Origin of the sequence: Scytonema sp. HK-05 (assembly GCF_963872035.1) — a bacterium.
GTDB lineage: Bacteria > Cyanobacteriota > Cyanobacteriia > Cyanobacteriales > Nostocaceae > Kalymmatonema.
The window spans coordinates 1-3,894 of sequence record NZ_CAWMYC010000073.1 but is presented as its reverse complement, the minus strand read 5'-3'; the positions used below and the strand labels follow the sequence as shown (position 1 = coordinate 3,894).

The following is a 3,894-nucleotide window of genomic DNA, read 5'->3' as shown; positions in this document are numbered from 1 at the left end:
CTTCAGTGCGGAGCAAGTTAACATATTTCCCCCCTGAGTGCCATAACTCCTCATGAATGCCCCGCTGCACCACTTTCCCCTGCTCCAATACAATAATTTCATCACAATCGCGAATCGTGCTGAGTCTGTGCGCTATCACAATACAAGAGCGATCGCGTCGCCGCAAATTCCTAATTCCCATAAAGTTATGTTATTTTTAATTTCAGTATACAGTTTGCTATTTTGCCTGGGTAGTGTTATTTAAGCGTACTTATGCCATTCCTGTTAAACTCTCATAATGTTTTCGAGTATTTAGTTGAGCATGGCTTATGTAATAATTCCGAACAAGCACTGAGTAAGGTAGAGCCTGTTGTAGCTAAAAACTTTAACTTATTAGTAACTTTTCCTGACAGTCGTAAGCTTTTGGTTAAGCAAGAGCCGCATAAACAAGGGAAAGCAGCGGGTGAGTTTTTGGGTGAGTGGCAGTTCAAAGAATTTTTACACCGATTTCCAGAACTCAATCACCTACGCTTATTTTTGCCAGAGGTACTGCATTTTGATAAAGAGAGTTGCATTATTGTCCAGACATACAGAGATGACTATCGCGATTTAAGTGATTTTTACCAAAAGGAAAATAGCTTCAACACTGAAATCGCAACGGCAATTGGTACAATTCTTGCAACTATTCATCGTGATACTTTTAACCGCCTGGAATATGAAGATTTTTTCCAGAAAAATTCTTCATATTCTGCCTATGATTTTGTAAAAAATTTGATCGGGAAGTTGGAAAGGGTTGAGCCGGAGATTTTTGGTTCAGTGCCAGATGACGGGTTGAGGTTTTTTGCCCTCTACCAGCGGTATGATATTTTGGGACAAGCGATCGCCCAATTGGGTAGTACTTTTACTCCAAGTTGTCTGACTCACAATGACCTGAAACTGAATAATATTCTTTTGTACAGCAATTGGCAGCAATACGATACGAATATTATACGGCTGATTGATTGGGAACGTTCTGCTTGGGGAGACCCGGCAATGGATTTAGGAACTCTCATTGGTAGCTATGTGCTTCTCTGGCTGGGTAGCTTAGTTATCAGCAAGTCTTTGAGTCTTGAAGAATCTTTAGGCTTGGCGATAACGCCTTTGGAACAGGTTCAGCCTTCAATTGTTGCATTAGCTAGTGCTTATGAGAAGACATTTCCCGAAATTTTAGAACATCGCCCCGATTTCTGGGAGCGAGTCGTGCAATTTGTGGGTTTTGCTTTGATTCAACAAATTCAGGCAACAATTCAGCATGAAAAATCTTTTAACAATACGGGTATTGCGATGATGCAGGTTGCGAAGACGTTATTGTGCAATCCACAACAGTCAATGTCAACGATTTTTGGTACTGCTGTTGAATTAACTTAAACATAGTGGGTTATATCAAGTTCTGATAATGACTTATAATTCTCGTTTCACCCTCCGGGTATGCGCAAAGCGCACGCTGCGCTAACGCCAGATGCCTAGGTCGGGAGACCCTCCTGCAGCACTGGTCTCACCTCACCCCGCCCTTCGGGCACCCCTCTCCTTGGTAAGGAGAGGGGATGGGGGTGAGGTTATTTTAACTACAAGTAATTAAGTGAACCTGATATTAGCTGCTAAGAAATATTTCTGTACTAAAATTGTTGCCAAGAATTATGCATCTTGATTCTACTCAAACTTTGATTCAGGCTGGAGTTAGTGAGCGATTAGTGTCCGTTCTAGAAGATATTGCTCATAAAGTTGAAATTGGAGCGGATTTTTCGATATCTCATCCTGATTACAAACCATTGAAATTGCCAGTTGAAGCAGCTGCCCGTTTTCAGAAATTGAATCCGCAAATGCAGCAAAAATATCTGAGTTTGCAATTGGGGAATTTTCTCTACGGCATATATTACAACGGTTCTATGCGAGGTGCGCTGGCACTAGATGGGGAAGAAAATAATTTGCCTCCAACTTTAGAGAATAATACTTATTTGGGGGTAGATTCTGTAACACCATAACGTGCATCAAAAACACACCGAGCAGGGGCGTATCGATACCTGACACTCGTTGAGCGCCAGGGGCGCAAGCTGCGCGTTGGCTGCAGCCTCCGCTTTGCGCTTACGCTCAAAGTCAAAAGTCAAAAGCAAAAGTCTTTTTTTGAATTTTAACCCTTGGCGATCGCTCAAGGGTATGCTTTTGATTTTGGAATTTCCCAAACGGGTTGACCAGCTAGCAGCTTACCTCCCCAGTAAGACTTGCTGGCTGGTTTTGGTTTATACTGTTGCTAAAAGTCGCTGAACCTGATAGCACATTCCATCTAATGTTTTGCCACCGAAGTACAGCTTTACGACTCACTTTGATTTAACTTAGATTTAAAAATGGCTTTGACTTCCTCATAGGACATATCGTAGGGATATGGACTATCGTGCAGAGATACAAAAAAGCGCAAACAGTACAAATACCTTCTGTTATCTGTAAAAAGCTGAATATGGCGGAAGGCGATATTGTGACCATTCGTGAAGAGAATGGCGATATCAAGCTTATTACACAGCATCAAGCGTTGGCGCAGGCGCGATCGCTCTTTGAATCAATATTTGACACATGATATTTGACACATGATAATACTGTTGATGATTTTCACCAGATGGCGTAAGCAAGAAGCTACCGCCGAAGACGATAAAATGAATCGTGCCTTTGAAACAAAATGACAGGGATTGTTTTTGATAGTTCGGTTCTTATTGCTATGCTCAAGAAGCTACTGAGCAAGGCTTCGGTACAGCTAGTGGGCGGATGAAAGCTATCTTGGAGCAGTTTTCAAGGTTTGAATATTGACTTTGCTAGCGTGCATTGATCAGATTTTCTATCAAACTTTGACAAAAGCAGCGCTCTTACTAATTATTCAGCTTGAATAACTGCATAAAACCCTTCCTTTGCAACCCCTCTTTAAGTTTTTTATCTCCTGTCCAAAGCAAGCCACCCAATTCTATAGTCAAAGCGACATGAGGAGTATCGGTTTCGTCAATATCCCGACACAACTCGTAGGCTGTTGCTAAATTCTCTATTGCAATCAAGTCTTCTTTGTAGAGATTAATGCGTTTGAGCAATATCTGGTAAATCGTAACAATTTCTTCTTCTGTTAACTGACTCGTTTTCAGTATTTTCTCCTTGCGTTTAAATAATTCTACCAGCACCTGCTCGCAGATAAAAAAGCGATAATTTGAGTCGAGTAGTAACTCGCTAAAACGAGATTTATCTCTAAGTAATGCTGAGAACAGAATGTTAGTATCAACTATAATCGGTGCTTTTTGTCCAATCACAATTTACTACTGAGAAAGTTTAGATTTAACTTTAGACCAAACAGTAGAGTCGATTTCATTCGCTAATTCAGCCGCAACCTCTTCTGTTAATTGACTTCGCTGACTGATTGACTTGAGTTCAAGATGGTTTAGTAGTTGTGTCAGTTGCTGATAATCAATTGCTTTTTTATCAATCTTGATGATGATATTTTGTTCGTCAACACTAAGGTTGTAATAAGGGTTGTTAGACATAATTTCTAAGTCAATATCGTAATACATTACGTTATATTATGCCTTATTGTACCTGTCCATAATTGTTGCTTCACCCCACCCCGGTTTTGTCTTGCGCCAAAACCTCCCCTCCCCTTATTAAGGGGAGGGGACGTGATAGCGAAGCGTGGCGTTAGCCATAGCGTAGCTTTACGGGGGTGGGGTAAAACCAACGTGGAATTAATGGTTAAACGTTAAGTTGACACGTTAGGGCTAGACGAAAGCCCCTACAAACAATCTAAACCGAACCTACTTGTAATCATCCTTCGAGAGCGCAGCAATCTAATCATCCTTCAGTGCGGAGCAAGTTAACATATTTCCCCCCTGAGTGCCATAACTCCTCATG

7 protein-coding genes are annotated in these 3,894 nt (G+C 41.2%); 4 read left to right on the top strand and 3 right to left on the bottom strand.

The window, feature by feature from the left end; all coding sequences use genetic code 11:
• Window positions 1-181 (bottom strand): hypothetical protein (locus AACT52_RS10375; protein WP_143173026.1); only part of this gene is annotated, 181 nt, incomplete at its 3' end.
• Between the two features lie 71 nt (window positions 182-252).
• Between AACT52_RS10375 and AACT52_RS10370 the strand changes: the two genes are divergently transcribed.
• The 4 genes from AACT52_RS10370 (at window position 253) to AACT52_RS10355 (ending at window position 2,587) form a co-directional block, all read left to right on the top strand.
• The gene (locus tag AACT52_RS10370; RefSeq protein WP_073636621.1) at window positions 253-1,386 is read left to right on the top strand and encodes a phosphotransferase family protein; all 1,134 of its coding nucleotides are present in this window, start codon (window positions 253-255) and stop codon (window positions 1,384-1,386) included.
• Window positions 1,387-1,655: 269 nt separating this feature from the next.
• Window positions 1,656-2,000 carry a hypothetical protein gene (locus tag AACT52_RS10365; RefSeq protein ID WP_073636620.1) on the top strand — a complete coding sequence of 115 codons (345 nt, stop codon included), beginning with the start codon at window positions 1,656-1,658 and terminating at the stop codon, window positions 1,998-2,000.
• Window positions 2,001-2,139: 139 nt separating this feature from the next.
• A complete protein-coding gene (locus AACT52_RS10360; protein WP_158055053.1) occupies window positions 2,140-2,280 on the top strand; it encodes a hypothetical protein in 141 nt (46 codons plus the stop codon).
• 127 nt (window positions 2,281-2,407) lie between these two features.
• Entirely contained in the window at window positions 2,408-2,587 is a 180-nt protein-coding gene (locus tag AACT52_RS10355) for an AbrB/MazE/SpoVT family DNA-binding domain-containing protein (protein ID WP_073636618.1), read from the top strand.
• Between the two features lie 286 nt (window positions 2,588-2,873).
• Here AACT52_RS10355 and AACT52_RS10350 read toward each other — a convergent pair whose 3' ends face one another.
• The gene (locus AACT52_RS10350) at window positions 2,874-3,299 is read right to left on the bottom strand and encodes a PIN domain-containing protein (RefSeq protein ID WP_073636617.1); all 426 of its coding nucleotides are present in this window, start codon (window positions 3,297-3,299) and stop codon (window positions 2,874-2,876) included.
• A gap of 6 nt (window positions 3,300-3,305) precedes the next feature.
• A complete protein-coding gene (locus tag AACT52_RS10345; RefSeq protein WP_073636622.1) occupies window positions 3,306-3,530 on the bottom strand; it encodes a hypothetical protein in 225 nt (74 codons plus the stop codon).
• Between the last annotated feature and the right edge of the window lie 364 nt (window positions 3,531-3,894).